The sequence below is a fragment of the Ahrensia sp. 13_GOM-1096m genome, from assembly GCF_000620605.1.
GTDB lineage: Bacteria > Pseudomonadota > Alphaproteobacteria > Rhizobiales > Rhizobiaceae > Ahrensia > Ahrensia kielensis.
The window spans coordinates 590,523-616,763 of sequence record NZ_JIAX01000006.1; the positions used below are offsets into that span (position 1 = coordinate 590,523).

Annotated in this window: 24 protein-coding genes; 21 read left to right on the plus strand and 3 right to left on the minus strand. The window is 48.7% G+C overall.

Annotated elements, in window-relative coordinates:
- The first annotated feature begins 7 nt into the window (after window positions 1-7).
- The 13 genes from N530_RS0103225 (at window position 8) to N530_RS0103285 (ending at window position 14,534) form a co-directional block, all read left to right on the plus strand.
- Entirely contained in the window at window positions 8-901 is an 894-nt protein-coding gene (locus N530_RS0103225) for a branched-chain amino acid ABC transporter permease (protein ID WP_018688509.1), read from the plus strand.
- A gap of 2 nt (window positions 902-903) precedes the next feature.
- Window positions 904-1,974: a branched-chain amino acid ABC transporter permease gene (locus N530_RS0103230; RefSeq protein ID WP_026479532.1), complete on the plus strand. Its 1,071-nt coding sequence runs from the start codon at window positions 904-906 to the stop codon at window positions 1,972-1,974.
- Between the two features lie 86 nt (window positions 1,975-2,060).
- Window positions 2,061-3,287, plus strand: a complete 1,227-nt coding sequence (locus N530_RS0103235; RefSeq protein ID WP_026479533.1) for an ABC transporter substrate-binding protein — start codon at window positions 2,061-2,063, stop codon at window positions 3,285-3,287.
- Window positions 3,288-3,349: 62 nt separating this feature from the next.
- Complete coding sequence (locus tag N530_RS0103240; protein ID WP_026479534.1) at window positions 3,350-4,186, plus strand: ABC transporter ATP-binding protein; 837 nt, start codon at window positions 3,350-3,352, stop codon at window positions 4,184-4,186.
- 9 nt (window positions 4,187-4,195) lie between these two features.
- Window positions 4,196-5,461, plus strand: coding sequence for a phenylacetate--CoA ligase family protein (locus N530_RS0103245; RefSeq protein WP_081773878.1), 1,266 nt, complete (start codon window positions 4,196-4,198; stop codon window positions 5,459-5,461).
- Window positions 5,462-5,560: 99 nt separating this feature from the next.
- Window positions 5,561-6,166 (plus strand): TetR/AcrR family transcriptional regulator, encoded by a 606-nt coding sequence (locus N530_RS0103250; RefSeq protein WP_026479536.1) that lies wholly within the window; start codon window positions 5,561-5,563, stop codon window positions 6,164-6,166.
- 12 nt (window positions 6,167-6,178) lie between these two features.
- Window positions 6,179-7,342: an isovaleryl-CoA dehydrogenase gene (locus tag N530_RS0103255; protein WP_026479537.1), complete on the plus strand. Its 1,164-nt coding sequence runs from the start codon at window positions 6,179-6,181 to the stop codon at window positions 7,340-7,342.
- A gap of 2 nt (window positions 7,343-7,344) precedes the next feature.
- Window positions 7,345-8,940, plus strand: coding sequence for a carboxyl transferase domain-containing protein (locus tag N530_RS0103260; protein ID WP_026479538.1), 1,596 nt, complete (start codon window positions 7,345-7,347; stop codon window positions 8,938-8,940).
- Between the two features lies 1 nt (window position 8,941).
- A complete protein-coding gene (locus N530_RS0103265) occupies window positions 8,942-10,912 on the plus strand; it encodes an acetyl/propionyl/methylcrotonyl-CoA carboxylase subunit alpha (protein WP_026479539.1) in 1,971 nt (656 codons plus the stop codon).
- Complete coding sequence (locus N530_RS0103270; protein ID WP_026479540.1) at window positions 10,909-11,769, plus strand: hydroxymethylglutaryl-CoA lyase; 861 nt, start codon at window positions 10,909-10,911, stop codon at window positions 11,767-11,769. The genes N530_RS0103265 and N530_RS0103270 overlap by 4 nt, the downstream gene beginning before the upstream one ends.
- Entirely contained in the window at window positions 11,762-12,547 is a 786-nt protein-coding gene (locus N530_RS0103275; RefSeq protein WP_026479541.1) for a crotonase/enoyl-CoA hydratase family protein, read from the plus strand. Before N530_RS0103270 ends, N530_RS0103275 begins: the two co-directional genes overlap by 8 nt.
- A gap of 286 nt (window positions 12,548-12,833) precedes the next feature.
- Window positions 12,834-13,748, plus strand: coding sequence for an MYG1 family protein (locus tag N530_RS0103280; protein WP_026479542.1), 915 nt, complete (start codon window positions 12,834-12,836; stop codon window positions 13,746-13,748).
- 36 nt (window positions 13,749-13,784) lie between these two features.
- Window positions 13,785-14,534: a ZIP family metal transporter gene (locus N530_RS0103285; protein WP_026479543.1), complete on the plus strand. Its 750-nt coding sequence runs from the start codon at window positions 13,785-13,787 to the stop codon at window positions 14,532-14,534.
- 15 nt (window positions 14,535-14,549) lie between these two features.
- Here the strand turns inward: N530_RS0103285 and N530_RS0103290 are convergent, their stop codons facing one another.
- The 3 genes from N530_RS0103290 to N530_RS0103305 all read right to left on the minus strand — a co-directional run bounded on the left by N530_RS0103290 (window position 14,550) and on the right by N530_RS0103305 (window position 17,448).
- Window positions 14,550-15,296 carry a sulfite exporter TauE/SafE family protein gene (locus N530_RS0103290; RefSeq protein ID WP_026479544.1) on the minus strand — a complete coding sequence of 249 codons (747 nt, stop codon included), beginning with the start codon at window positions 15,294-15,296 and terminating at the stop codon, window positions 14,550-14,552.
- Window positions 15,297-15,487: 191 nt separating this feature from the next.
- A complete protein-coding gene (locus N530_RS0103300; RefSeq protein WP_026479545.1) occupies window positions 15,488-16,261 on the minus strand; it encodes a siderophore-interacting protein in 774 nt (257 codons plus the stop codon).
- A 170-nt stretch (window positions 16,262-16,431) separates the two neighbouring features.
- Window positions 16,432-17,448, minus strand: a complete 1,017-nt coding sequence (locus N530_RS0103305; RefSeq protein ID WP_035266111.1) for an Ldh family oxidoreductase — start codon at window positions 17,446-17,448, stop codon at window positions 16,432-16,434.
- 112 nt (window positions 17,449-17,560) lie between these two features.
- Here N530_RS0103305 and N530_RS0103310 point away from each other — a divergent pair, with 112 nt between their 5' ends.
- The 8 genes from N530_RS0103310 to N530_RS0103345 all read left to right on the plus strand — a co-directional run bounded on the left by N530_RS0103310 (window position 17,561) and on the right by N530_RS0103345 (window position 26,152).
- Window positions 17,561-19,075, plus strand: coding sequence for an aldehyde dehydrogenase (NADP(+)) (locus N530_RS0103310; RefSeq protein WP_026479547.1), 1,515 nt, complete (start codon window positions 17,561-17,563; stop codon window positions 19,073-19,075).
- 167 nt (window positions 19,076-19,242) lie between these two features.
- Window positions 19,243-20,049, plus strand: a complete 807-nt coding sequence (locus tag N530_RS0103315) for a transporter substrate-binding domain-containing protein (protein WP_018688492.1) — start codon at window positions 19,243-19,245, stop codon at window positions 20,047-20,049.
- 71 nt (window positions 20,050-20,120) lie between these two features.
- Window positions 20,121-20,786, plus strand: a complete 666-nt coding sequence (locus tag N530_RS0103320; protein ID WP_026479548.1) for an amino acid ABC transporter permease — start codon at window positions 20,121-20,123, stop codon at window positions 20,784-20,786.
- Between the two features lie 11 nt (window positions 20,787-20,797).
- Entirely contained in the window at window positions 20,798-21,451 is a 654-nt protein-coding gene (locus tag N530_RS0103325) for an amino acid ABC transporter permease (RefSeq protein ID WP_026479549.1), read from the plus strand.
- A complete protein-coding gene (locus N530_RS0103330; RefSeq protein WP_018688489.1) occupies window positions 21,444-22,166 on the plus strand; it encodes an amino acid ABC transporter ATP-binding protein in 723 nt (240 codons plus the stop codon). Before N530_RS0103325 ends, N530_RS0103330 begins: the two co-directional genes overlap by 8 nt.
- Before the next feature lie 73 nt (window positions 22,167-22,239).
- Window positions 22,240-23,475: an FAD-binding oxidoreductase gene (locus tag N530_RS0103335; RefSeq protein ID WP_026479550.1), complete on the plus strand. Its 1,236-nt coding sequence runs from the start codon at window positions 22,240-22,242 to the stop codon at window positions 23,473-23,475.
- Window positions 23,472-24,473, plus strand: a complete 1,002-nt coding sequence (locus N530_RS0103340) for a 4-hydroxyproline epimerase (RefSeq protein WP_026479551.1) — start codon at window positions 23,472-23,474, stop codon at window positions 24,471-24,473. Before N530_RS0103335 ends, N530_RS0103340 begins: the two co-directional genes overlap by 4 nt.
- Complete coding sequence (locus N530_RS0103345) at window positions 24,470-26,152, plus strand: aconitase X (protein ID WP_026479552.1); 1,683 nt, start codon at window positions 24,470-24,472, stop codon at window positions 26,150-26,152. Before N530_RS0103340 ends, N530_RS0103345 begins: the two co-directional genes overlap by 4 nt.
- Window positions 26,153-26,241 lie beyond the last annotated feature (89 nt).

Below are 26,241 nucleotides of genomic sequence, written 5' to 3' on the forward strand. Positions count from 1 at the left end.
GAATAACATGAACTGGTTTCTTCTCACGCAATTACTGGCAAATGGATTGATCGTTGGCATGCTCTATGGCGTTGTCGCCATGTGTTTTGTGCTGATCTACAAATCCACACAGGTTGTAAACTTTGCACAGGGCGAATTTTTGGTTCTGGGTGCATGGGTTTGTCTGGCGATGGTCGTTAAAGCTGGCCTGCCATTCTATGTCGCTTTTCCGTTTACGTTGGTTTTTATGACCATCTTCGGCATTCTTATACAGACGGTAATTTTGCGGCCATTGATCGGCGAGCCGATCATTTCGATCATCATGGTGACAATCGCTCTGTCGATTATCATGCAGTCGGTTTTGAATTGGACTTTCGGAAATTCAAGCGCCAGCTTCCCGCAGATATTCCCCGTTGAAAACGTATCTCTGTTCGGGCTGCAAGTCGAAACAGCTTACATCATGAGCTTGGTTCTCTCCTTCTTTGTGATGGCGCTATTCTACGCTTTTTTCCAATACTCAAAATACGGCCTTGCGATGCGCGCGACCGCCTATGACCAACAAGCGGCCCAAAGTCTTGGTGTTTCAGTTGGACAAGTGTTTGCCATGAGTTGGGCTATCTCAGCGGTTGTCTCTGGTATTGCTGGCATCATTATTGGCATCGTCAGTGGTGTGTCTTCATCGCTTGCCGTGATCGGTATCAAAGTGTTCCCAGCCGTTATTGTCGGCGGGCTTGATTCCATCGTTGGCGCTATCGTTGGCGGCGTCATTATCGGCTTGTTGGAAAACTTTGCCGAGTTTGTAGATGGCCAATATCTACAGTGGGGCAATCTCTACACTATCGCGCCGTTCTACGTCCTAATCATCATTTTGGTCATCAAGCCTTACGGCCTGTTTGGCACCCGCGACATTGAGAGGATCTGATCATGGGATCGACAGCACTTCGCCCATGCGGTGACTTCCGAACAACATATAAAACGGACCAATATTTATTTCAGACTAAGGTGATCGGCTGGACTGCCGCTGCCGCGCTTGCTGTGATGATTTTGGCACCTGTTTTGATGAGCAGCTACGTTGTTAACTTGCTTATTCTTGTCGGTATATCTGGCATTTCTGCGCTGGGCCTTAATGTCCTTGTTGGCATGACCGGACAGATTAGTTTGGGCCATGCGGCATTCTATGGCTTTGGCGCATTCTCATCGGCGTATCTGGCCAATAATTATGGTGTTCCTGTCCTGATTGCTATCCCGCTTGCAGGCGTGATGACGGCAATTGTGGGTATGGTTTTTGGCCTACCAGCAGCACGTATTAAAGGGCTGTATCTCGCCATCGCAACGCTGGCATCACAGTTTATTCTGGTCGATTTCTTCTCTCGCGCCACTTGGTTCACCAATGGCTATGGTGTCGATGCATCAAAGCCGGATTTCTTCGGTATTCCGCTCGATACGGATGAGAAATATTTCTATGTTGTGCTGGCTTGGGCGGTCATTTCGATGATTACGGTTGCCAACCTAAAACGCTCGCGTGATGGCCGCGCGCTTGTTGCGGTACGCGATCATTATCTTTCAGCTGAAATCATGGGCATCAACCTTACTAAATATCGTATTTTGGCCTTTGGTATCTCGTCGTTCTTTGCAGGTGTGGCTGGCGCACTTTATGCGCATTACATCGAATTCGTGTCGGTTGAGACTTTCTCAATTGCTCTTTCTATCAACTTCTTGGCGATGATTATCATCGGTGGGCTTGGCTCGGTGCCAGGCGCATTCCTTGGTGCGATGTTTATCGAACTCTTGCCGCAGCTTGTTCAAATTATAAGCGGTTTTTTGATCTCGGTTGGACCATCAGTCTTTGGGATAATTGAAAACGGCAAATCATATGTCGAGCAGATCACGGTCGGTACCGTCATTATTTTATTCTTGATTTTCGAACCGGAGGGGATCGCGCATCGCGTTGGTCAAATCCGCAAATCGATAAAGCTATATCCGTTCTCTTATTAAAACGGATTTCACCGGCGGCTGCTTGGGAGAGTCGTTGCCACCTAAATGCATAATGGGAGGATATCTTGAAAAAGTTTTCATTTTTAATGGCTGGTCTTGCATCAGTTACAATGTTGGGCGGTGTTGTTGCCTATGCGCAAAGCGAGCCAGACAGTATCTTTGTCGGCAACTTGGTTGACTATACTGGACCAACGGCTTTCGTTAGCAAATTTTACGGCCCTGGCATCAAAGATGCGGTTGAGTACATCAATCGAAATGGCGGTATTGATGGTACAACGATTGAGCTAGAGCAAATCGACTATGCTTATAAAGTGCCGCAGGCGATTGCGACATACAAACGCTGGACATCCAATGGCAAGATGGTCGGATTACAAGGTTGGGGTACAGGCGATACCGAAGCCCTTATCTCTTTTGTTGCGAAAGATAAAATCCCGACTTGGTCAGCTTCTTATTCGGGGCACCTGACCGATCCGACGGGCATTAATCCAAAAACTACAAAGCCTGCGCCGTATAACTTTTTCTACGGCCCAAGCTATTCAGATGCATGCCGTGCAATGGTTCAGTGGGCAAAGACTGATGCTGAGGAAAAGGGCCTTGATAATCCTAAATTTGTGCATCTAGGTGATAACCACCCTTATCCAAATGCACCCAAAGAAGCATGTGCAGAATATGCTACGGAGCTTGGACTTGAAGTGCTTAACCCAATCGTGGTGCCTATGGCCCCCGGTGACTTTAAAGCGCAGTGCCTAACCATCAAAGATTCTGGTGCAAACTATGCTTTCGTGGCGAATCTCGGCGGCTCTGTTGTCTCGCTTTTGAAGTCTTGTAAGACCGTTGGTGCGGATGTCACTTACATGGCCAATATTTGGGGCGGTGACTATTTGACCATCGAGGCATCTGGTGCTGTGGATTATATTTTCCCAACAGCATCTCCATTCTGGGAAGCGGATGCACCGGGCATGGATTTGGTTAGAAAGATGTATGAGGAAGGTACTTCCGATAAATCTCAAAAACCAACACACCATTACATTCGCGGCGTTTGTAGTGCCTTTTATATGAAAGAGGCAATGGAGTGGGCGAAAGCCAATGGTGGTTTGACAGGCGAAAATATTCGCAACGGCATGTACGCAAAAACCGACTGGGTTCCGGCCGGTTTGGAAGGTGTATGTGAGCCATCAACATGGACTGAAAAAGACCATCGCGGCACAACAACTGTATCTGTGAACAAAGGTTCTTTGATCGACGGCAAGGTGCAAATCGAGAAAATTTCTACGGTTGAGCTTCCACGTCGTGATGACTGGATTGGTTACTAAAATATCGATCTGCGGCCGGATCATCCGGCCGCAGTACCTTCTTACAACCCGGAGCAAGCGAAATGCTACAGGTCGCCACTGAGCCCAAGAAAGCAGCAGCCATGGAAAATGACATCTTATTGGCAGTCGACAACATTGAGGTTGTCTATAATGAATATGTGCTCGTGCTTCGTGGTTTGAGCTTAGAAGTTCAGCGCGGTTCAATTACTGCCTTGCTCGGCGCTAACGGCGCTGGAAAGTCCACCACACTAAAAGCAATCAGCGGCTTGCTGAAGTCTGAAGATGGTAAAATTACGCGCGGCGATATCAAGTTTGATGGCCAGATAATCAGCAACCAAGAGCCAGATACAACAGTGCGCGCTGGTGTTTCGCAGGTTATGGAAGGCCGCCGTATCATTCAGGATATGACCGCGCTAGAAAATCTTAAATTAGGCGCTTTCACACGCAAAGATCGCGCCAATATTGCTGACGATATTGATCTTGTTTATTCTTATTTCCCGCGTTTGAAAGAGCGCACTGGATTGGCCGGATATCTATCTGGCGGCGAGCAGCAAATGCTAGCCATTGGCCGTGCTATGATGGCTCGCCCGAAACTTATTTTAATGGACGAGCCTTCGATGGGCTTGTCGCCGCTTCTGGTCAAAGAAGTCTTTGGCATCATTAAGAAACTTAATCGTGATTTCGGCGTAACAATTTTGCTCGTTGAACAAAATGCAGCAATGGCACTCAGCTGCGCATCCCATGGATACATCATGGAGAACGGCAAGGTTGTGCTTGATGGTACGGCGGCCGAATTGCGCGAGAACGAAGATATCAAAGAATTTTATCTCGGCGGTAGCGGCGAACGCAAAAGCTTCAAAAACATAAAATCATTCAAGCGTCGCAAGCGGTGGCTTTAAGGAAAAATCATGGAACCGTTCAGAAAAGTGCTGCCCATGGATGTGGATGATCCGCGCGAGTATCAAACGCAAGAAGAAAGACGCGCTTCTCAATTCAGTGCACTTACGTCAAAATTATCGACATTGGCTGACAACAAATATTACGCCCGTGCTTATAGCGGTAAGAAGCCAGTTGCAGCGTGGGACGACTTGCAAAATCTTCCTATTTTAAGAAAAGAAGATTTAATTGCGATCCAGCGCAATGAGGCGCCATTTGGCGGTATCGTTGCCGATGGCACAATTGCTGATTATTTGTTTGTTTCACCTGGTCCCATTCATGAGCCGGGCTTTATGAAGCCAGAATTTTGGCGTGCGTCACGTGCAATGATAGCTGCTGGCTTTGAGGCTGGTGATATTGTTCACAACACTTTTTCTTATCATTTGACGCCCGGTGCTTGGATTTTTGATTCAGGTGCTCGCTCAATTGGTTGTTCAGTCATTCCAGCTGGCAATGCACAGTTAGAGCAACAAATTACTGCGATTTTCCAATATGGCGCTGTCGCTTACGCAGGTACGCCAGACTTTCTGAAAACATTACTGGAAGCCTGCCAAGCTGCAGATCGTGGCCCGGTTCCGATTAAAAAAGCGATTGTGAGCGGCGGTGCTTTAACGCCGGGTTTGCGCGAGTTTTTTGAAAAGTCGAATGTAAATGTGCGCCAGTGCTATGCAACGGCTGAACTTGGCTTGATTGGTTATGAAGTCGATACAAGCGGCCAACTGATTGTCGATGAAGATGTGATTGTTGAAATCGTTGATCCTGAAACAGGCGCCGCAATGCCATTTGGCGCTGTTGGCGAGGTTGTTGTCACGACACTGCGCGAAGATTATCCGCTCATCCGGTTTGGTACGGGCGATCTTTCTTCGTTTATTCAGCCTGAAGACCGAAGCGCTGCCATTGGCGAGCGAACAGGGCCGGTTCTTGCTGGATGGCTTGGACGCGCGGACCAGACATCGAAAGTCAGAGGCATGTTTGTTCGCCCGACACAATTGAATCATTTGTGCCAATCAATTGAGGGGCTTCAACGTGTGAGGCTGGTGATTGATCGCGACAATGAGAAAGACGACATCATGTTGTTTTGTGAAATGGAAAACCAACTTACAGCGACAGGTGAGGCGGCCGCTATTGAAAAGATTTCAAACCTGTTTCGTGAGATCTGCCATGTCAAAACAAAAGTGACTTTGGTTGATCGCGGTACAATGATTGATGACGGCAAAGTCATCGTGGATATGCGCTAGCTCAATAAATATATGATGTCAGGTCCACTGTGTGATTGCTTGACAATCATATAGCGTTAGATTAATTTAACGAACGTTCATTTAATTGTGGATTTTACAATGGCGCGTAAAGTCGGTTCAGTTGGAAGCATCACTGCAGAAGCTATACTCACACAAGCGTGCAAATTGTTCGCACGTTTTGGGTATGCGGCAGTTTCAATGCGCCAGATAGCTGCGGCTGTTGGTGTACAAGCAAGTGCGATTTATCAGCATTATCCCAACAAGCAGGAAATTCTGGTCGCCCTATTAAATAATCATATGGATGCGTTGCTGGAAGCTTGGAATAATGAAGTGCGCGACGAAGATGCTGCGGCAGCGCTTGAACGTTTTGTTCGCTTCCACATCCGCTATCATATCAGCAGGCCCGACGAAGTTTTCCTATCTTATATGGAACTGCGCTCTCTGGAAGATCAGGGATTTCGAATTATTGAACGTAAGCGACACACTTACGAGAATATAGCCAAGGCAATTTTAAGGCATGGAGCCGATGAGGGCACGTTCAGTGCTTCTGATCCCCATGTGGCCGCGATGGCAATTCTAGCGATGCTGACAGGTGTCAATACTTGGTATCGCTCGGGCGGGCGTCTGTCTCAGCAGAAAATTGAAGATTTATACGTTGGCATGGTCATGGGGTCGGTTGGATTAACCGCCGTTACAAAAGCATAATGGGAGAGAATAATGTTTAACCAAACAATGGATTTTGGCCTTGGTGAAGAAATTGGTGCATTGCGCGATATGGTACGGCGTTTTGCACAAGATGAGATCGCACCGCGTGCAGCAGAAATAGATGCCTCGAATAATTTCCCAGCAGACTTGTGGGAAAAAATGGGAGCTCTCGGCTTGCACGGCATTACTGTGTCAGAAGAACTTGGCGGCTCGGATATGGGCTATCTTGCCCACGCGGTTGCTATCGAAGAGATAAGCCGTGCATCGGCGTCTGTTGGCCTTAGCTATGGCGCACACTCAAACCTTTGCATCAATCAGATCAACCGTTGGGGCACGCCAGAACAAAAGGCTAAATATCTTCCTAAACTGATTTCAGGCGAACATGTTGGCTCGTTAGCGATGTCTGAGCCAGGTGCTGGTTCTGATGTTGTGTCCATGAAATTGCGCGCTGAAAAGCGCAATGACAAGTTCGTGCTCAATGGCAACAAAATGTGGATCACCAATGGCCCCGATGCTTCGACATTGGTCGTTTATGCCAAAACCGATCCTGCTGCTGGTCCTAAAGGCATAACGGCTTTCTTGGTTGAAAGAGACATGGCTGGATTTTCTACGGCACAAAAACTCGACAAGCTTGGTATGCGCGGCTCAAACACATGCGAGCTTGTTTTCAAAGATTGTGAAGTGCCATTTGAAAACATTCTTGGCGAAGAAGGAAAAGGCGTCAATGTTTTGATGTCCGGCCTTGATTATGAGCGTGTTGTTCTAGCCGCTGGCCCAATCGGCATTATGGCCGCTGCAATGGATATTGTTGTGCCCTATGTTCATGAGCGTGAGCAGTTCGGCAAACCAATTGGCACATTCCAGCTAATGCAAGGCAAGCTTGCGGATATGTACACCACGATGAATGCTTGCCGTGCTTATGTTTATGCTGTTGCACAAGGCTGCGACCGCGGCGAGACAAGCCGAAAAGATTCAGCCGGATGTATTCTCTATGCCGCTGAAAAAGCAACGCAGGTAGCTCTTGAGGCAATCCAATGTTTGGGCGGCAATGGCTATACGAGCGAATATGCGACAGGCCGTTTGCTGCGTGATGCAAAGCTCTATGAAATCGGCGCTGGCACCAGTGAGATCCGCCGTATGTTGATTGGCCGCGAACTCTTTGCAGAAACGGCATAATCATGACGGTCCTTTCATCCAGCACGATCCCCAATGACGACAACGCTGCAGCTATGCAGGCACAGTATGATATTGTGGCTCAAGAGGCTGCCCGTATCATTGAGGGCGGTCCTGAGCGTGCAAAAGAGCGGCATGTCAAGCGTGGCAAGTTGCTGCCCCGTGACCGAATTCAAGGATTGCTTGATCCAGGTTCTCCGTTTTTGGAAATCGGTCTCTTTGCGGCCAAAGATGTTTATGTCGATGACATTCCTTCTGCGGGTGCGATTGCTGGTATCGGCAAGGTGGAAGGCCGCGACTGCATGATCGTGTGCAATGATGCGACTGTTAAGGGCGGCACCTATTACCCTTTGACGGTGAAAAAGCATCTGCGCGCACAAGAGATCGCAGAGGAAAATCTTCTGCCGTGCCTCTATCTTGTTGATAGCGGCGGCGCGAACCTGCCCAATCAGGATGAGGTGTTTCCCGACCGCGATCACTTTGGACGGATTTTTTATAATCAAGCTCGCATGAGCGCAAAGGGTATTGCGCAGATCGCCGTTGTTATGGGTAATTGCACAGCGGGCGGGGCCTATGTGCCTGCGATGTGTGATGAGACAATTATGGTCAAAGAACAGGCCATGATTTTTCTGGCCGGACCACCGCTTGTCAAAGAAGCGACGGGTGAGGAAGTGGACGCTGAAACGCTTGGCGGCGCAGACACGCATACGCGCCTATCAGGTGTAGCAGATTATCTGGCCGAAGATGATGCCCATGCGCTTGCACTGGCCCGCCAGATTGTGCGCACGCTTGGCAAAGCGCCAACAACAAATGTAAATCTTAAAGCCGCAAAAGCACCTGCATATCCCGCGCAGGATCTTATGGGGCTTATTCCGGCAGATACCAAACAACCTTATGATGTGCGCGATATCATTGCGCGTATCGTTGATGGTTCGGAGTTTGATGAGTTCAAGGCGCGTTATGGCACGACGCTCGTGACGGGCTTTGCACATATTGAAGGCATTCCGGTTGGCATCATAGCGAATAATGGCGCGCTATTTTCTGAAAGCTCGCTGAAAGGAACGCACTTCATTGAGCTGTGTTGTCAGCGCAAAATTCCGCTTCTTTTTCTGCAGAATATTACAGGCTTTATGGTGGGCTCAAAAGTTGAGGCAGGCGGTATTGCCAAAGATGGTGCTAAACTTGTGAACGCCGTCTCGACAGCCAATGTGCCCAAGATCACGGTCATTATTGGTGGCTCTTATGGTGCGGGAAATTACGGCATGTGCGGACGTGCTTTTAGTCCGCGGTTTGTTTGGATGTGGCCAAACGCACGTATCTCAGTGATGGGCGGTGCACAGGCCGCAGGCGTTTTGGCGACTGTGACACGCGCAGGAAAAGAAGCGCGCGGCGAGGAGTGGGGCGCTCAAGAAGAGGCGGCATTCAAGCAGCCTATTCTTGATCAATTCGAAAAGCAGTCACACCCATTTTATGCTTCGGCACGTCTTTGGGATGATGGTATTATTGACCCGCGCAAAACCCGCGATGTGGTGGCACTTAGCCTAAAAGCTTGCCTTAACGCACCGGTAGAGGAGACAAGCTTCGGCTTGTTTAGAATGTAACATGTTCTCAAAAATCCTTATTGCCAATCGCGGCGAAATCGCTTGCCGTGTTATGCAAACAGCAACGCAGATGGGCATTAAAACGGTCGCTGTTTATTCAGATGCCGATGCATCGTCCCGCCATGTTGCCATGGCAGATGAGGCGGTGCGCATTGGTCCTGCCCCCGTTGGTGAAAGCTATCTGAAGGGCGACATCATCATTGCTGCTGCCTTGCAAACAGGTGCGCAGGCTATCCATCCAGGTTATGGCTTCTTGTCCGAGAACCCTGATTTTGTGGAGGCGGTGGAAGCTGCTGGACTAACATTCATCGGCCCAAGTGCCAAAGCCATTCGCGCAATGGGGCTAAAAGATGCGGCCAAAGCGCTGATGGTCAAGGCAGGTGTTCCGGTTGTGCCGGGCTATCACGGTGAAAATCAGGATGCAGAATTTCTTATAACTCAAGCCGATGAGATAGGTTATCCGGTTTTAATCAAAGCGCGTGCTGGTGGCGGCGGCAAGGGTATGCGGCTGGTTGAAAAACCGGAAGATTTTGCATCTGCTCTGGAAAGTGCTGCCCGTGAAGGGCAAAGCGCCTTTGGCGATGCTGCGGTTCTGATTGAACGTTATATTACATCGCCGCGTCATATCGAAGTACAGGTATTTGGCGACAGCCATGGCAATGTGGTTCATTTATATGAGCGTGATTGTTCATTGCAGCGCAGGCACCAAAAAGTCATTGAAGAAGCACCAGCGCCAGGCATGACCGATGATGTGCGTGCCGCGATGACAGATGCTGCGGTTAAAGCGGCACAAGCAATCGACTATGTGGGCGCAGGTACGATTGAATTTATCGTGGATGGATCTGGCGCGCTGCGCACAGACGGGTTCTGGTTCATGGAAATGAACACGCGTCTGCAAGTTGAACATCCGGTAACCGAAGCCATCACAGGCAAAGACCTTGTTGCGGCTCAATTGCGGGTTGCTGCAGGCGAACCATTGCCATTTAGTCAAGCTGATCTGTCGATCAACGGTCATGCTTTTGAAGCGCGGCTTTATGCTGAAGATGTGCCGGCAGGGTTTTTACCTGCAACCGGTCATATAGCGCATTTGGCATTTTCGGATATTGCCCGAAACGATAGCGGCGTGCGCGCTGGCGATGATATTACGCCTTATTATGATCCGATGGTCGCGAAAGTTATTACGCATGGGCCTAATCGCGCCGAAGCATTGTTGCGACTAAGTGCTGCGCTTGGTGACACGCATGTGGCCGGAACGGTAACCAACCTTTCCTTTTTGCAGGCATTGGCCGCACATGAGGGCTTCAAAAAGGGCGAGGTCAATACAGGCCTAATCGCTGATGAGATCGATCATCTGACTTTGCCAGCGGCATTAAGCGATGAAGTTACTGCCATTGCAGCGCTTGCTGCTTTAAACATCAACCCGCAAACCGATGGTTGGCGTTTATGGGGTGAGGCATCCCATACGGTTTGTTTGCGTTTTGCTGATGAACTGCTTGAGCGTAAAATCATATTATCTGGAGCCGGTGCCGCTCGTTTAACAATGCCTGATGGTACTTTATGTGCAGCGTTAGACAATGTTGTGCGCACGCAAGATGGTTGTTCTTTTATGATGGATAGCCAGCGGCGTTCTGCCCGTGTTGCCACATTTATGCGGGGCAATGAAACAGTCGTATCTGTTCATTTTAATGGGCACACATTTGAGTTTACGCGTCCTGATCCTTTGTCAGGACGCAGTGATGATAAGCTCAGCGCTTCGGCAGTCATTGCACCGATGACGGGTGTGGTTCGTCTTGTGAATGTTGCTGAAAAATCCAAAGTGGAGGCAGGGCAGCGCGTCATTGTCATTGAGGCAATGAAAATGGAAATGGCGCTTGAAGCACCACGCGACGGCATAGTTGCAGCTATCTCATGCAAGGTCGGTCAGGCAGTTGAAAGCGGCTCTATTCTTCTTCAACTTGAAGAGGATGAATGATGGAGAATGTTCGCATCTATGAAGTCGGTCCGCGCGATGGTTTGCAGAACGAAAAAGCAATCGTTCCTACGCAAACCAAGATCGCTCTTATTGATCTTCTGTCCCAAGCTGGTTTTTCCCATATCGAAGCAACATCATTTGTGCCCGCTAAATGGGTGCCGCAAATGGCGGATGCAACCGAAGTTTTGAACGGTATCAATCGAGCGCATGGCGTAACTTATGCTGCATTAACACCGAATATTATTGGTTATGAAAAAGCACTTGCTGCCAAGGCGGATGAGGTTGCGATTTTTGGTGCGGCATCCGAGACTTTTAGTCAGAAGAATATCAATTGCACGATCGCTGAAAGTATTGAGCGTTTTATCCCTATCGTAGAACGCGCTCGCGCAGACGGTGTTCCCGTCAGAGGCTATGTGTCATGCGTTGTCGGCTGTCCCTATGAAGGCGACATCGCGCCGGAAGCGGTGGCACAAATTGCCGCAAAGCTGCTTGAGCTTGGCTGTTATGAAATCTCGCTTGGCGATACCATTGGCGCAGGCACACCGGAAAAAATTACTGCTATGCTGAACGCGGTAAAACAACATGTGCCTGTTGATAAGCTGGCAGGTCATTATCATGATACAAATGGCAATGCGCTCGATAATGTAAAGGCAAGTCTAAATGAAGGTTTGCGCAATTTCGACAGTGCCATTGGCGGCCTTGGCGGATGCCCTTATGCGCCAGGCGCAAAGGGCAACGTATCGACCGTGAAGCTTGCCCATATGCTTGAGCACGAACACTACCACACAGGCTTGAATTTTGATGTTTTGGCGAAAGCTGAAGCGCTTATATCTACGCTTGGAGAAAACCATGACTGATAGCACTCTAGCGACTTATGAAACCTTGGCGTTGACATTAGATCCACGTGGTATCGCGCATCTGGTCCTCAATAGACCCGAAAAGCATAATGCGATGAATGCGCAGATGATTGACGAGCTGCATGACGCTGCCAAACTTCTGAGCGATGATGAGCGCGTGCGGGCTGTTGTCTTATCTGCCAATGGAAAAACATTTTGTGCAGGCGGCGATTTGGGCTGGATGCAAGATCAAGCGAAAAAAGATCGTGCGGGAAAAATTGCTGGTGCACGCAAACTGGCCGACATGTTGTTTGCTCTAAACATATTGCCAAAACCATTGATTGCTAAAGTACACAGCAACGCTTTTGGCGGCGGCGTTGGCTTGATGGCCGTGTGCGATATTACCATCGTCGCTGAAGGGGCAAAATTTGGTCTAACGGAAACCAAGTTGGGATTGATACCTGCCACCATTGGGCCGTTTGTTGTTGATCGAATGGGCTCTGCATTTGCACGGCAAGTGTTTTTTACAGCCAAAAGTTTTGATACGGATTTTGCTTTGCGTTCGGGCCTAGCGTCGAAAATTTCAAACAATTTGGATGATGATATAGAAACCGAATTATCGGCAATCTTGCAAACCAAATCTGGTGCTGTTGCCAGTGCAAAAGCTCTTTGCCAAAAACTATCCGGCAGCATCACGCAAGAGACTATAGAAGAAACAATTGAGGCTCTAGCGGACCGCTGGGAAAGCGAAGAAGCACGCGATGGCATCGCCGCTTTTTTTGAAAGAAGAGCCAATTAACATAGTTTTAGAAAGCCTTTTTGCTTGGTTTGTAGCGAGAGAAATCAATTAAAATTCATAATTATACTTATATTTTCCTGTAATTACTTAGAGTAGAGAATCTATACTTAAGTTTAATTGTTTTGTTTGTTTAAGGTTTACCTTTGTTGACGGTAAGGCCGGATGAGTATTTGTTTTACTTAAAAAATGTTGATCTAAGTGTCATTTGCTGTGAATACGCGTTTGAAACATTTTTGAATAACCGTACAACTGCGCATTATGACGTGTACGATACTTGGAGCCTCCCATGACAATTACCCATCTTGTAACCCATTCTGGCGGTTTCCATGCAGATGAGTTGTTGTCCTCTGTTGTGCTCACACGGCTTTATCCGAAGGCTGAATTGTTGCGCAGTCGTGATCGTGAGCTGTTAACGCCTGCACCGAATAAAATTATTTATGATGTAGGCGGCCACTATGATGCTGAAGCGCAAATATTTGATCACCATCAACGGCCAAGCCCTTTACGTGAAGACGGGCAGCCGTTCAGTTCTTTTGGGTTGATCTGGCACCATTATGGGCGCGAATATCTTGCTGCCCTGAATGTGCCAGCAGACGATATCGAAACAATCCACGCAGCTATTGATACAAAATTGGTGCTGCCGATAGATCTTTTGGACAATGGCGCAATAGAACCATCTGTGGCAGGACCGCTCTCAGGTTTAACATTGCCAGCATTGTTAGAGAGCATGAAGCCGGTGTTTGACGATATGTCGCCAACGGCAAATGATGATGCATTTTTTGAAAGTCTAGCCATTGCGCGTAGCTTCGTGGAAGCGGCTGTCCGCAATAGAGCGGCTAAAGAGCGTTCGCAAAGTCTTGCTCTTGACGCTATCGCCAAAGCAGGTGCGTCCCCAATTCTCGAATTGCCTATGGGCATGCCTTATCGTTCTGCATTAGATAAAATGGAGGCTGACCACATATTGTTTGTGGTCAATCCGCGCGGAGGTGATTGGACGCTTAATGGCATCAAGCTATCCAATGACACATTTGAACAGCGTGCTGATTTGCCTGCCGCTTGGGCAGGGCTGACAGATAAAGCCTTGGAAGAGGCGAGCGGCGTCAAAGGCGCTAAGTTTTGTCATAATGCGCGTTTTATAGCGGTTGCAGACTCACGCGAAGCCATTATGCAAATGGCTGAACTTGCAGTGAAAGCAGTTTAACCACTAAGTTGAATTGGTTCGAGCCAAGGGTAACAGATGGAATATTTATCACTTCCAGCCCAAGCAGCACTTTGGGGCTTTGTCGCTGGCGGCGCGCTGCTTCTTGGTGCGGCTATGGGCTACTTTCTAAACCTATCCAAAATGGTTAGCTCATCAATCATGGCGTTCGGGATTGGCGTCCTGATTTCTGCTCTTGCTTTTAATTTAATGGACGAGGCCTTTAAAACCGCAGGAAGCATAGCAGCGACTGTTGGGTTTGTTTTTGGTGCGACACTTTATGGTTTGGCCAATGCTTTTTTGTCTCGGTCTGGCGCAGCTGGGCGCAAACAATCCAGTGCTGTTACTGCTGGCGCGGCTGCATCCATTGCTATCGCGATTGGTTCGCTTCTGGATGGTATTCCGGAATCGGCAGCTATCGGCATTTCGCTTCTTGATGGTGAAGGCGTAGCTTTTGTAACGCTACTAGCTATTTTTATCTCCAATGTGCCCGAAGGTCTTTCAAGTTCAGTCGGCATGAAGGCCGCAGGAAAATCCGCTTCATATGTGTTTTCCATTTGGGGAAGCATTGCCGTGACATGCTCAGTTTCAGCTTTGCTTGGCTATCTGATTATTGGACAACTCGGCCCATTTTACATTGGGGCAGCAATTGCCTGCGCGGCCGGAGCAATATTCGTGATGCTGATTGACACGATGATACCAGAGGCCTTTGACGACATTCATGCACTGTCAGGACCTATTGCTGCGGCTGGATTCTTATTTGCCTTTGTCGCGAGCCATGCCTTTTAATTGAAAGCTTGATAATCAAAACAGCCGATAAAAGAATACGGCGCTCATCGTAAAGCCAACGATAGCAATAATCATACGGACGATTTTCTTTGGCAATGCGCGTGCAATTGGCGCGCCAGCATAGCCGCCTAATGTTGAGGCCAGCATCATCGCCAGTGCATAGTGCCAATCAATCAAACCGCCTATTGCAAAAACGACAACAGATATTGCGGACAAGACGAATGACAGCCCGCTTTTCAAGCCGTTCATTTCATGAATATTCGTCATCCCCCAGAGGGCGAAAAGCGCAAGCAGAACAATGCCAAGTCCGCCATTAAAATAGCCACCATAGATACTGGCGAGTAACAGCCCAGCTGCGCCGAACGGCGTGACTGCCTTGTCTTTTTTTGCTGCCCAATTGCGGATTTTTTCGCCATACAAAAAAGCCAGCGTTGCCCCGAACAACAAGAACGGCACGATGAGCGAGAAAGCTTTATTGGATGAGATCAGTAATAATAGTGAGCCAATTAAACCGCCGACCAGCGTTATAATAATCAGCCTGATTATTTGTTTGCGATCAAGCTTACCCAGTTCATCACGAAACCCTAACGCGCCGCCTAAATAGCCTGGAAAAACGGCGACAGCGCTGGTTGCATTCGCCATCACAGGCGGAACGCCAATGAAGACCAATGCGGGAAAGGTCAAGAATGTACCGCCGCCAGCAATCGTGTTTAAAATTCCTGCAAGAAAAGAAGCAATAAGAATAATTGTTATTTCCATCATCTGCTTTCAACATGCGGGTTGATTTGGTTTTAGTGCAAGCACAATGCATATTGTTATAAGCCTAACATTGCGGGAGCAAGTTACGTGTGCAGATTACGGTAATTATTCGTCAAGACCACTGAGCCAGCATCTGATCTAAATCAGAGTTGGCCGCGAAGTTTTGAACGTTTCGAAGAACTTGAAAATCGCGTTCATTCATTGCGTTTTTCAATTTGATGCTCATCCTCAATCAGGCCGATTTTCCAATAGCCAGATATATAGGCGTTTTCCTTCGGCACCTGTTTTTCGTTGACGAGGTAAACGCGAAGCGCGCGGATCACGGAGCTCTCACCAGCAATGCACGTTTGAATAGTGCCTAATGGTAAATCCAAGCCACGAATGAAATTCTCTTGCAGTGGAGAAGCTTGGTGTGGATCAGGCGAGATGAGCCAATGAATTTCAATGCCTTTTGGTGCTTGTATCGTTTGTTTATCGGCTTCAGATAGGATTTCGAAAACCGCCACACCTTTCGCATCGTCAGGCATTGCTTCAAGTGCGGCGCAGGCAACAGGCAGCGCCGTCATATCAGCTGCAATCAAATAGTAATCGGCATAAAATTCGGTGAGTTTTGGCATGCTTGGGCCAGCAAAGCCGCAAAAGTCGCCAGGCTTTGCGCGGGTTGCCCAGCGTGCTGCGGGTCCCGTGTCACCATGGGCGACAAAGTCGATATCCATTTCCAGAGGGTCTTCGCGAAATGAGCGTACCGTATAGGTGCGCGTTACCGGCTTGGGACCATTTTCCAATTGCTCAGCAAAATCTAGGCGTGATTGACCTTCTGCGGGGAGTAAAATTTTGCAATTTCCGCCCGCGCGATCAGTCGGTATGCCGGCAAGTTCATCGCCAGCAAAAGTGATGCGCACCATATTGGGGGTGATGTATTGCGCGCGCTCGACGGTGAGCAAGCGTCTTGATGGTCGTTTTTCCATGCGTCTAATCCTATAAATGCAGGCTAATCGGTATGCCAACAATTGGTAGCTTGACCGATAATAGTCTGGTTTTTAGGCGTAAGTCGCATACATGACAAAAATACTCAAGTTTAAATTACGCTTGAGTATTGTCGTGCCAATATGAGGAAAATCGACGGCAGTATTAGAGGCTATGATAAAAACGATTGCAAAGATTGCATCTCATCGCTTGTCAGCGTTACACCCTCGCGCATTGTTTTATCGCGCATTGCAAAGCGACGTTGTGATGGCAAACGTGCGCCTTGACCCAAAATAGCATCGAAAAGCGTTTCCGCGCGATCAAACGGATTGCCGGGCCGTCCGGCGGAGAATTTTTCTGGGCTAAATGCAATGATGAGTTCGCCGTGATGCGGCGAAAGTGTTGTGTTGCCAAGGTTTTCTAATGCTTCAGGGCTGGTCATGTCGCCAATCATCACGCCAGATAAAAGCTCGATCATCGTTGATATGGCCGACCCTTTATGTGCGCCGAATGGCAACATGGCACCTGCTAGGGCTTCTTCTGGATCAATGGTTGGCTCGCCATTAACATCCATTGCCCAACCTTCTGGAATTTGTGTTCCAGCGCGGCGGTGCAATTCAATCTCGCCGCGAGCCGCAATTGATGTTGCAAAATCAAAAACATAAGGGTGTTTGGCAGGGCGCGGCCAGCCAAATGCCAGCGGGTTAGTGCCCAATAAAGGTTCTTTGCCACCATACGGCGCAACGCTTGCGTAGCTCGGGCAGATGGCAAGTGCAGCCAATCCCATATCGGTTAGTGTTTCAATTTCAGGCCAAAGCGCCGAAAAATGCGTGCATGAATTAATAACGAGTGTCGCAACACCCAATTCGCGTGCGCGTTCAGCAAGAACAGGAGCGCCGAGTGCAAAGGCTGCAGGTGAAAAAGCGCCTTTGGCGTCTACACGTAAAACGGCAGATCCGTCATCTGTAAGTTCTGGCTCTGCACGTGGTTCAACTTTGCCAGCTGCAATGGTGCGAAGGCAGCCCTCGATGCGGTAAATACCATGTGACTTACAGCCGTCGCGCTCTCCAGAAACAATGACTTTAGCCGTGGCCTGAGCCTGTTGGTCTGACATGCCTGCCTGTGTGAAAATCTTAACGACCAGCGCGCTTAATTCGTCGATGGCTAGCGTGTTTGTTTCTTGCGTCATTTTTGGTCCCTTCTTGCCGCATGTCTGGTTGCGATATCTGTATACATAATGTATGCAAAAAGAGAAGTTCTTTTTCTTATCCCAAAAGTTCAAATATTTATTAGGAATTATAATGACTTTTACACCCCATGGAAAACATTTAATCGCCGGCGAATGGGTCAGTGGAACAGATACGTTTATGTCTGAACCTGCGCATGGGTCTGCTCATAGTTTTAGTGTGGGCACTGTTGATTTGGTTGATCGTGCGGCACAAGGCGCAGAAGAAGCTTTTTGGCAATATGGCTATTCTAGCCGCGAAACACGGGCCGCATTTTTGGATGCTATCGCTGATGAGATTGAGGCGCGCGCCGATGCCATTACGCAGATCGGCAGCCAAGAGACAGGCCTGCCAGAAGCACGCCTTCAAGGTGAGCGCGGCCGTACAACCGGTCAGCTTCGCCTTTTTGCAGATCATATCCGCAAGGGTGATTATTTAGATAAGCGCATTGATGAAGCACAGCCAGAGCGCAAGCCTGCTGCTCGGCCAGAAATCCGTATGATTGAACGGCCAATTGGCCCTGTCGCTGTGTTCGGCGCATCTAACTTCCCACTCGCGTTTTCAACAGCGGGCGGTGATACGGCAGCAGCGCTAGCGGCTGGTTGTCCTGTGGTTGTTAAAGGCCATTCGGCTCACCCGGGAACAGGCGAAATCATTGCTGAAGCCGTTTTAGCTGCAATCGAAAAGACTGGCATGCCGCGCGGTGTGTTTAGCCTTATTCAAGGCGGCAAACGTGATGTCGGGCAAGGACTAGTGCAACACCCACTCATTAAGGCTGTCGGGTTTACCGGCAGTTTAGCTGGCGGAAGAGCGCTGTTTGATCTTTGTGCTGCTAGACCTGAACCTATCCCATTCTTTGGCGAGCTTGGCAGCGTAAACCCAATGTTCGTTCTTGCTGAAAGCGTTAAAGAACGGGCTGAAGAAATGGGACGTGGATGGGCTGGATCGCTTCTCATGGGCGCAGGCCAATTCTGTACCAATCCGGGTATCGCAGTTGTGCTTGATGGCACAGATGCCGACCGGTTCGTTGCAGCTGCAAAAGCATCATTGGAAGAGGCTGCGCCTCAAACAATGCTGACAGATGGTATTGCGAAAGCCTATCGCGATGGTTGCGAGCGCTTTATGAAGAGCGATGCAGCTAAGCCAGTTTATACAACAGAATCCAGCGGCCGATCTGCCTCTCCAAACATATTTGAAGTCAGTGCAGAAGAGTTTCTCAAAGCGCATGATTTGGGAGAAGAAGTGTTTGGTCCGCTCGGTCTTGTGGTTCGGGCAACTTCAATGGATGAAATGTTGAAATTGGCAAAGGGTCTTGAAGGACAGCTTACCATTACATTGCATATGGATAATGGCGATCTATCTGACGCACAAATGCTGGCACCTGTTCTGGAGCGCAAAGCAGGACGTTTGTTGGTCAATGGTTTTCCAACAGGCGTAGAAGTTGTAAACTCAATGGTTCATGGTGGGCCGTACCCTGCTTCAACCAATTTTGGTGCGACATCGGTGGGAACATTGTCTATCCGACGTTTCGTGCGCCCTGTCAGCTATCAGAACTTCCCGATTGAATTGCTGCCTGAAGATCTGCGTTAAATTACTCGTATTTACTCCCGTCCCAGCATGCTGTGAACGCATATAAGGGGTGGGAGTACAACTTCTGTATACTTTTTGTATTTTTAATTTGATTTTCTCTTTTTCTAGTGGAATAAATATCAAGTGAGATCGGTTCAGAAGGCCGTGACACTTAAGGGAGAATTAAAATGAAAACCAAATTTTCTGTTTTGGCTTTAGCTGCCACTGCACTTATGACGTTGCCTGCCTCTGCTGATAAACTTGATGATATTATTTCATCAGGTACATTACGTTGTGCGGTTGTGCTTGACTTCCCGCCAATGGGATCGCGCGATGCGGATAACAATCCAGTCGGTTTTGACGTTGATTATTGTAATGACTTGGCAAAGGCACTTGGTGTTGACGCTGAAATCGTTGAAACACCGTTTCCTGAGCGTATTCCTGCCCTAATGTCTGGCCGTGTTGATGTTGGTGTTGCGTCAACGTCTGATACGCTAGAGCGTGCAAAAACTGTTGGCATGTCCATCCCTTACTTTGCTTTTGAGATGGCGGTTACTGCAAATGATGAAGCCGGTATTAAGTCATATGAAGACTTGAACGGTAAAGTCGTGGGCGCTGTTGCTGGTACTTTCGAAGGTATCGCGCTTGAAAACCAAGTTAAAGAGTGGGGACAAGGCGAATACCGTCCTTACCAAACTCAAGCCGATGTTTTCCTTGCGCTTAGCCAAGGCCAGATTGACGCCACAGTATCGACGTCGACTGTTGCGCAAGCCAATGTTAAATCAGGCAAATTCCCAGGCATTTCTGTTGCCGGAAAAGCGCCATTTGATATCGATTATGTTGCTTTGTTCACCAATCGTGAAGAATATGGCTTCCTCAATTACTTGAACTTGTTCGTCAATCAGCAGGTTCGCACTGGACGTTATGCTGAATTGTACGAAAAATATGTTGGTGGTGATCTGCCAGATTTGACAGTTTCAAACGTCTATCGTTGATCAACTAATAAAAACATAGAATTGCCGGTGCGGTTATCGCACCGGCAGACTATAATCAGGGTGGCGGGTTAATGTTTAACTACACGTTCCATTGGAACCAAGCGCTAAGATCTTTACCGCAATTGCTCGAAGGAGCCCTTGTCACACTGGAAATTGCAGTGCTTTCAATGGTTATCGGAATGGTAATTGCAGTGTTCTTCACATTGTTCCGTTTGTCGGGGAACCGATACTTGAACGCATTTGCTGTTGCATGGATCGAAATAGCGCGAAACACCCCCGCACTCTTTCAAATTTATATGGCGCATTTTGGCTTAGGTAGCTTCGGTATTCACCTTAGCCCATATGCCGCTTTGCTTGCCGGTATTGCCTTTAACAATGCCGGTTATTTGTCTGAAAATTTCCGCGGAGCGCTCAAAGCGATACCGGACACGCAGTCGCGAGCAGGGCGTTCGCTCGGTATGACATGGTTGCAGTCTTTTAGGCTGATCGTCATGCCTCAAATGTTCCGTGTCGCTTTCTTGCCGATGACCAACCAAATGGTTTGGGCCATTCTCATGACGTCGCTTGGTGTGACGGTCGGTATGAGCACGGACTTGGCCGGTATAACGCAAGCGCTCAATGCGCGCTCGTTCCGTACTTTTGAATTTTTCGCCATCGCTGCAGTGATCTATTACATCATTGCAAAAATCGTAACACTTGGCGCACGGCTACTCGCTGCTCGCATGTTCCGTTACTAGAGGAGGTTGCTATGTTTGATACTGCATTGACAACGAGTGACCTTATGTTCCTTGCCAAAGGCGCAGGGATGACGCTCGCAATTACTGGCGTTTCTGTCGCGATAGGCACGCTTTTAGGCATTATATTCGGTGTCATCCGCGTGCAGATCGGACCAATTTGGTCTGCGCCGTTGACATTTATACTCGATATTTTCCGCTCAGTTCCGCTATTGATTCAGTTGGTTCTCGGCAATGCTTTCCAAGCGATCGTGCAATTTGGCTGGGAGCCATTCACCACATCCTGTGTGATCCTCTCGCTTTACACTGCTGCTTACTGCACTGAGATTGTTCGCGGCGCCATTGATGCTGTGCCGCCAACCACGCGCCGTGCCGCCCGATCACTTGGGCTAAACTGGACGCAGGATATGGGCTATATCGTAGCGCCATTGGCAGCCCGTATAGCCTTGCCGTCATGGATTGGATTGACGCTTGGCGTGCTGAAAGATTCCTCTCTGGTATTATGGTTGGGTATGATCGAACTATTGCGCGCGTCGCAAATCTTGATCACCCGCCTACAAGAACCGCTATTTATTTTGATGATCTGCGGTTTGATTTACTTCGTACTAAGCTTCCCAATTGCCCGACTTGGCGGGTATCTGGAAAAACGGTGGTCACCTAATGATTGAAATTGAAAATGTTCGCAAATCCTTTGGTCCTTTGGAGGTACTTAAAGGTATCGACCTTACGGTAGAAAAAGGCGAAGTGCTCACTGTCATCGGTGGTTCTGGTTCCGGTAAGTCGACCCTTCTGACATGTATCAACGGGCTGGAGCCTATTGATACTGGTCGTATCTTGGTCGATGGAACTCATGTTCATGCCAAAAGCACAGATATCAATAAACTACGTTGTAAAATCGGCATCGTGTTTCAGCAGTTCAATGCGTTTCCACATCTGACTGTTTTGGAAAACGTTACCCTTGCACCGCGTAAGGTGAAAAAGATGGGACGTGCCGAAGCCGAAGAAATTGCAATAAAGCAATTGAACCATGTCGGACTAGGCGAAAAACGCGACGTTTACCCAAGCCGATTATCCGGTGGTCAGCAGCAGCGTATGGCTATTGCGCGCGCGCTTGCAATGTCGCCGGATTATATGTTGTTCGATGAGGTTACTTCAGCGCTTGATCCGCAATTGGTTGGCGAAGTTCTTGATACGCTAAAAATGCTTGCTGATGATGGCATGACAATGATCTTGGTAACGCATGAAATGAGCTTTGCTAGAGATGTGTCGGACCGTGTCGCGTTTTTCCATAAGGGTGTGATGGCTGAAATTGGCCCGCCAGAACAGATCTTTGGGGATCCGCAAAATGAAGAAACACGTCAATTCCTTTCAAATGTCCGCTAGATATTATTGCTCAAGCAATAATCTGGACATGCTGTGCGCATTTGCGTTCAAGAATGTATAAAGATCAAACCTTATGAGCAATACTCAAGTCATCGTTGTTGGGGCTGGCGTTGTCGGCCTTTCAAGCGCGCTGGAATTGCAAGCCAAAGGCATGTCGGTTCGCGTGATCGATAAGGTTGGACCAGCAGGTGGTGCTTCTGCGGGAAATGCTGGTGCATTTGCCTTTAGCGAAATTTTGCCCTTGGCATCGCCCAAGACGATTATGCAATCGCCTAAATGGCTTTTTGATCCACTGGGACCGCTCAGCATTCCGCCCAGCTATGCGCCGAAAATCGCGCCTTGGATGTTACGCTTCTTGGGCGCAAGCCGTCCTTCTCAGGTAAAAAAGTCCACGCATGCACAAGCAGAGATGATGCGTCATGCAAAGAAGACGCTTGAACCATTTCTTCTACGTGCTGGCCTGACACATATGCTGCGCAATGAAGGCCAATTACAGGTCTATGAGGGCGAAAAGCAGTTTCAAGCTACCTTGCCAGGCTATGCAAGTTTAGAAGCTGAGAATGTTCCATTCACGCATCTTAAAGGTGATAGCATTGCTGACTATCAACCGGGCCTTTCTCCGCGTTTTACGCATGCTACCTTTACACCAGCATATGCGACAATTGACGACCCTAAACTATATACAATCACCTTAGCTGAAAAATTTGTTGCCAATGGCGGAGAGCTTTTGATTGGCGAAGTAAAGTTGCTAACTTCGGATGGCGTTCATACGAGCCTAGGTGATTTTAAGGGCAGGGTTGTGCTGGCGGCTGGCGCATATTCGCACCACCTTGCGCGGACAGCGGGCGTTAAAATTCCGCTTGAGACTGAGCGCGGATATAACACCACATTGCCCAACAATACGTTTAATCTAAAACAGCATTTGACCTTCGGTGGCCACGGCTTTGTAATTTCCAAATTACGCTCAGGTCTGCGAGTCGGCGGTTCTGTAGAGCTCGGCGGGCTCAATCTTCCGCCAAACTTTGCCCGCGCGCAAGCAATGCTGAACAAAGCAAAAGAATTTCTACCGGGTTTAAAAACCGAAGGCGGAATTCAGTGGATGGGCTTCCGTCCATCACTACCAGATTCATTACCTGCTATAGGCGTATTGCCTAGCAACGATAATGTTATTTGCGCTTTTGGTCATGGCCATTTGGGGCTGACACAATCGACAGCAACAGCAGCGCTTGTGGCCGATATTGTTACCGCCACGAAACCAGCTATCGACATTAAACCATTTTCCCCAAGCCGTTTTGCGAGTTGGCTATAATGCAACATACTTTTTCATGTATTGATGGACATACCTGCGGTAATCCAGTGCGTCTTGTCTCTGGCGGCGGGCCGCGCCTTGAAGGTGCGACCATGCTGGAAAAACGTGCCCATTTCCTTCGCGAATATGACTGGATACGCACCGGATTAATGTTTGAACCGCGCGGTCATGATATGATGTCTGGTTCTATTCTATACCCGCCAACGCGCTCTGATTGTGATGTTGGCGTATTGTTCATTGAAACATCGGGGTGCCTGCCGATGTGTGGTCACGGCACAATTGGAACCGTGACAATGGCGATTGAAAACGGTTTGATTCAGCCACGTGAGCCGGGTCGCTTATCTATCGATACACCAGCTGGCAAGGTTGATATTTCATACAGGCAAGAAGGCCGATTTGTTGAAGAGGTGCGCCTGACCAATGTTCCTGGTTTCTTGTATAAAGAAGGCTTGAGCGCCCATGTTGATGGCCTTGGCGAAATCGTCGTGGATGTGGCCTATGGCGGCAATTTCTATGCTATTGTCGAGGCGCAGAAAAACTTCCGCGATATGGCCGATTTTACGGCCGGTGAATTGATTGGCTGGTCGCCGAAACTTCGTGCGGCGCTGAATGAAAAATATGAATTCGTTCATCCTGACCATCCAGACATCAACGGGCTTTCTCATATCTTGTGGACTGGCGCACCAACCGTTGAAGGTGCGCATGCACGCAATGCGGTTTTTTATGGCGATAAAGCCATCGACCGTTCGCCGTGCGGCACGGGTACTTCGGCGCGCATGGCTCAATTGGCAGCCAAGGGTACATTAAAGTGCGGTGATGAATTTTGGCACGAGTCTATCATTGGCTCGATTTTCAAAGGCCGCGTCGAAGCTGAAACGACAGTCGCAGGAAAACCAGCTATTATTCCCTCCGTTGCAGGATGGGCCAGAATGACCGGTTACAACACCATTTTCATTGATGATCGTGATCCTTTCGCACATGGGTTTGTTGTTAAATGACCGGCGCAAGTGCACTTAGAATTGTGTCTGGTGTTGCTGAAGGCAACGTTTTGGCCAGCGCCATGGGTTTGAGCTTTTGGGGTGGTGTTGATCCGGTATCAGCCTGCGTTATTGATGCGCATCATCCCTTGCAGGGCAAGAGTGTTGCCGGTGCAGTGTTGATGATGCCGACAAGCCGAGGTTCCTGTTCTGGTTCTGGCGTCATGCTTGATTTAGCGCTCAATGGCAAAGCGCCCGCAGCAATGATTTTTTCCGAAGCCGAAGATATTTTAACGCTCGGTGCGCTGATCGCCGGAGAGCTATTTGAATGCGGGTTTCCTGTTTTGCAGGTTTCAAACAATTTGTTTGAAGCACTGGCGAAGCAATCACATTTAAAAATTGAAGAAGATGTGATTATCGGCGATGAACTGCGTGTGCAGATCACAAGCGCAGCTTCAACGCCCCTAGCTTTGAGCGATGAAGATCAGGCAATTCTTAGCGGGCGCGATGGACCTGCTGCGGCATTATCAATGGAAATCATTTGTACCGTTGCCCGCCAGCAAGGCGCAAAGCAGCTTACAGATATAAAGCGCGGCCATATTGATGGCTGTATCTATGCGCATCCGGCTAATCTGATCTTTGCTGAAAAGATGGACGAGATGGGCGCGAAGGTTCGCGTACCAACGACGATCAACGCGATTTCTGTAGATCGCATGAATTGGCAAACACAGGGCGTTCCAACTGATTTTGGTTCTTCTGCATCACGTCTTGCTGATGCTTATGTGCGAATGGGGGGCGAGCCGACTTTTACCTGCGCACCATATTTGCTGAATGATCGCCCACAGCTTGATGAGGCTATCGCTTGGGCAGAATCCAACGCTGTTATCTATGCAAATAGTGTACTGGGTGCGCGAACGCCCAAACATCCCGATTATCTGGATTTGTGCATTGCTGTCACGGGAAGAGCGCCGCTATCGGGTGTATACTTAGACGAGGAACGCCGAGCAAAATGTGTGCTGGATATAGAAGCCCCGCAAGGCGCGAGTGATGCGATATGGCCGCTTATTGGCTATATTGCTGGTTTAAAATCACCTGATCGGATACCGCTTTTGCGCGGGCTGGCGGCGCTTGAACCACATGAAGATGATTTAAAGGCGCTATGCGCTGCCTTTGGCACAACATCAGCAGCACCGATGCTGCATGTTGAAGATGTAACGCCTGAAGCTGCTGGAGCAGCGTTAGACGGTGCCGAGATTATTAACGTTACGCATGATGATTTCGTGCAGGCTTGGCGCCAACTCAACGATGGTCCTGAAGCCGTTGATTTGATTGCGATCGGCAGCCCTCATGCGTCTTTGAGGGAGTGTCAGATGCTTGCCAAAGCGCTTAATGGCCAAAAGATTAGCATTACGACGATTGTGACCGCCGGACGCGGCGTTATCGCGCTGGCGAAAGCTGATGTTACTTGGAAAATACTAACGGATGCAGGGGTGCAGATTATTCCTGATCTATGTTGGTGTTCAATCACTGAGCCAATCTTTCCGCCCAAAACTCGAGCCGTCATGACGAACTCAGGTAAGTATGCGCATTATGGTCCCGGTCTTTCAGGGCGCGCGATGCGCTTTGGTAGCACAAATGATTGCGCCGCAGCCGCGATAAGCGGGTCTCTTCCTACAGATTTGCCCGACTGGTTAAAATAACCGCTCATCACGAGTATTTCACCAACTTGCTGATACTAAAGGATTATTCCTGCAAAAAATTTTAGTTGAAAAAGTTGTCGACAAATAAA

Excerpts from the sequence above, each read along its gene's own strand:
- N530_RS0103230 (WP_026479532.1), top strand. The coding sequence starts at position 904 with ATGGGATCGACAGCACTTCGCCCATGCGGTGACTTCCGAACAACATAT.
- N530_RS0103330 (WP_018688489.1), top strand. The coding sequence starts at position 21,444 with ATGATTGAAATTGAAAATGTTCGCAAATCCTTTGGTCCTTTGGAGGTA.
- N530_RS0103225 (WP_018688509.1), top strand. The coding sequence starts at position 8 with ATGAACTGGTTTCTTCTCACGCAATTACTGGCAAATGGATTGATCGTT.
- N530_RS0103315 (WP_018688492.1), top strand. The coding sequence starts at position 19,243 with ATGAAAACCAAATTTTCTGTTTTGGCTTTAGCTGCCACTGCACTTATG.
- N530_RS0103335 (WP_026479550.1), top strand. The coding sequence starts at position 22,240 with ATGAGCAATACTCAAGTCATCGTTGTTGGGGCTGGCGTTGTCGGCCTT.
- N530_RS0103305 (WP_035266111.1), bottom strand. The coding sequence starts at position 17,448 with ATGACGCAAGAAACAAACACGCTAGCCATCGACGAATTAAGCGCGCTG.
- N530_RS0103280 (WP_026479542.1), top strand. The coding sequence starts at position 12,834 with ATGACAATTACCCATCTTGTAACCCATTCTGGCGGTTTCCATGCAGAT.
- N530_RS0103310 (WP_026479547.1), top strand. The coding sequence starts at position 17,561 with ATGACTTTTACACCCCATGGAAAACATTTAATCGCCGGCGAATGGGTC.
- N530_RS0103300 (WP_026479545.1), bottom strand. The coding sequence starts at position 16,261 with ATGGAAAAACGACCATCAAGACGCTTGCTCACCGTCGAGCGCGCGCAA.
- N530_RS0103275 (WP_026479541.1), top strand. The coding sequence starts at position 11,762 with ATGACTGATAGCACTCTAGCGACTTATGAAACCTTGGCGTTGACATTA.
- N530_RS0103290 (WP_026479544.1), bottom strand. The coding sequence starts at position 15,296 with ATGATGGAAATAACAATTATTCTTATTGCTTCTTTTCTTGCAGGAATT.
- N530_RS0103255 (WP_026479537.1), top strand. The coding sequence starts at position 6,179 with ATGTTTAACCAAACAATGGATTTTGGCCTTGGTGAAGAAATTGGTGCA.
- N530_RS0103245 (WP_081773878.1), top strand. The coding sequence starts at position 4,196 with ATGGAACCGTTCAGAAAAGTGCTGCCCATGGATGTGGATGATCCGCGC.
- N530_RS0103270 (WP_026479540.1), top strand. The coding sequence starts at position 10,909 with ATGATGGAGAATGTTCGCATCTATGAAGTCGGTCCGCGCGATGGTTTG.
- N530_RS0103325 (WP_026479549.1), top strand. The coding sequence starts at position 20,798 with ATGTTTGATACTGCATTGACAACGAGTGACCTTATGTTCCTTGCCAAA.
- N530_RS0103345 (WP_026479552.1), top strand. The coding sequence starts at position 24,470 with ATGACCGGCGCAAGTGCACTTAGAATTGTGTCTGGTGTTGCTGAAGGC.
- N530_RS0103320 (WP_026479548.1), top strand. The coding sequence starts at position 20,121 with ATGTTTAACTACACGTTCCATTGGAACCAAGCGCTAAGATCTTTACCG.
- N530_RS0103260 (WP_026479538.1), top strand. The coding sequence starts at position 7,345 with ATGACGGTCCTTTCATCCAGCACGATCCCCAATGACGACAACGCTGCA.
- N530_RS0103265 (WP_026479539.1), top strand. The coding sequence starts at position 8,942 with ATGTTCTCAAAAATCCTTATTGCCAATCGCGGCGAAATCGCTTGCCGT.
- N530_RS0103285 (WP_026479543.1), top strand. The coding sequence starts at position 13,785 with ATGGAATATTTATCACTTCCAGCCCAAGCAGCACTTTGGGGCTTTGTC.
- N530_RS0103250 (WP_026479536.1), top strand. The coding sequence starts at position 5,561 with ATGGCGCGTAAAGTCGGTTCAGTTGGAAGCATCACTGCAGAAGCTATA.
- N530_RS0103240 (WP_026479534.1), top strand. The coding sequence starts at position 3,350 with ATGCTACAGGTCGCCACTGAGCCCAAGAAAGCAGCAGCCATGGAAAAT.
- N530_RS0103235 (WP_026479533.1), top strand. The coding sequence starts at position 2,061 with ATGGCTGGTCTTGCATCAGTTACAATGTTGGGCGGTGTTGTTGCCTAT.